2 protein-coding genes are annotated in these 1,451 nt (G+C 57.9%); both read left to right on the forward strand.

From position 1 onward, the window contains the following. The first annotated feature begins 462 nt into the window (after window positions 1-462). Window positions 463-891 carry a DUF3489 domain-containing protein gene (locus tag E1180_RS00165; protein WP_155189076.1) on the forward strand — a complete coding sequence of 143 codons (429 nt, stop codon included), beginning with the start codon at window positions 463-465 and terminating at the stop codon, window positions 889-891. 2 nt (window positions 892-893) lie between these two features. Further along, window positions 894-1,388: a DUF2924 domain-containing protein gene (locus E1180_RS00170; protein WP_155189077.1), complete on the forward strand. Its 495-nt coding sequence runs from the start codon at window positions 894-896 to the stop codon at window positions 1,386-1,388. The last annotated feature ends 63 nt before the right edge of the window (window positions 1,389-1,451 follow it).

Here is a 1,451-nt window from a genome sequence, read left to right on the forward strand (position 1 = left end):
GTCCGCAGAGAGGAAATTCGTTCTCGCCGCAGCGAACGTCTAAAACCCGCCCCTCCTGTGAAATCACTGCATCTGCGATAAACGTCGGCTTGCGAGATGCGGTCGCAGACCTGCAAATGCCCAAACCGGGGACGCGAAGCGGCCGCAGTGTTGCAAATGATAACCGATCGACTTCAGCTGGTCGTTCTCTGCGTCAGCCTGCTGCATATCTGTGCACCAGATATGACTTGCTGCGCTCGGCCCAAGGAAGCTAATGGTGGTTTCAGCGCCCATGCAACGGATTCCTCTGCTTTATGTGCGGTGCGAACTGAAGTTGCTTTGTGACTTCATTTCCGGGAGTGTTTCCGGCTCCCGGGGCGCCACTTTTAAATGAAGACCTGCCCGCCTCATTTTGCGGGCTTCGCTCAGTGGAACCACCCGACCGGAGGGTTCCAGGTTTTTTACACCTGAGCGGAGGCCGGAATGAACATTCTTCCTGACTGGATATCGTCACCCAGGCGCCAAAAGGCGGCACCTGTCCCATCAAAGCCAGGGACGGCCCTGCCCTCTCAAACAGCGTCGACCATTGTCGTCGATACTGCGCATGGTCAAACGAACAGTCCGGTACCGAAGGGCACTGCAGGTCAGCTGCCGTGCCCTGCCAATGCGCCCTTCATACCTTCGGCCAGGCAGCTTGAGATCTTGAACCTCCTTGCCATGCCAAACGGCATCCGGAGTTCAATCCTTGCGGAAAAACTCGGCTGGAAGATCCCAAGCGTCCGGGCAGCCATCAGCCGGCTTCGTGCCGCCGGGTTTATAATCGAGACCCTGAGCTCTGCAACCACCGAAGAGACCGTCTATCGGTGGCGCAGATCGCCTGTAACGCCCCCCGCAGTGGCAGCGGACGCATAAGCATGGAGGCCTGTTCAAGACAGCCACTGTCCGCTCACTCTGCGGAAGTGGACAATGCCGTCGTTCCGCAGACTGACACCAAACAGAGTGAACGAGAAGCAGCGGTTCGAGACTGGACCGCCCGGTTCGGCAGGCGTCCGCCCAAAAACCTCTCAACTGTGTTCATGCGCCGTGCCCTGTCGTTTGAACACCAATGCGCCCAGAGCCCAGCCCTTAAACGGCTTTCAACGCGCCTTCAAAAGGATTTTAAGATCGACTTGAAGGCGGGCACGGCCCGCTCAGACCTGGCTGTGGGGTGTCATCTTGTCCGCCAGTGGAACGGCCGGACCTACCAGGTCGACGTGACGGCGGACGGCTTTGTCCTGGATGGCAAGTCCTACCGCTCGCTCTCTGCCATTGCCAAAAAGATCACAGGAACAAACTGGTCCGGACCGCGGTTTTTTGGCCTGAACGGACGCAAGGCTTTTGTATCTGACGGTGCAGGGGGCCAGAGATGACAGAGGACCGGTCATGAATAAGATCCGCTGTGCCATCTACACGCGAAAATCTTCTGAAGAAGG

The organism is Roseibium denhamense, assembly GCF_009711415.1.
GTDB classification, from domain to species: domain Bacteria; phylum Pseudomonadota; class Alphaproteobacteria; order Rhizobiales; family Stappiaceae; genus Roseibium; species Roseibium denhamense.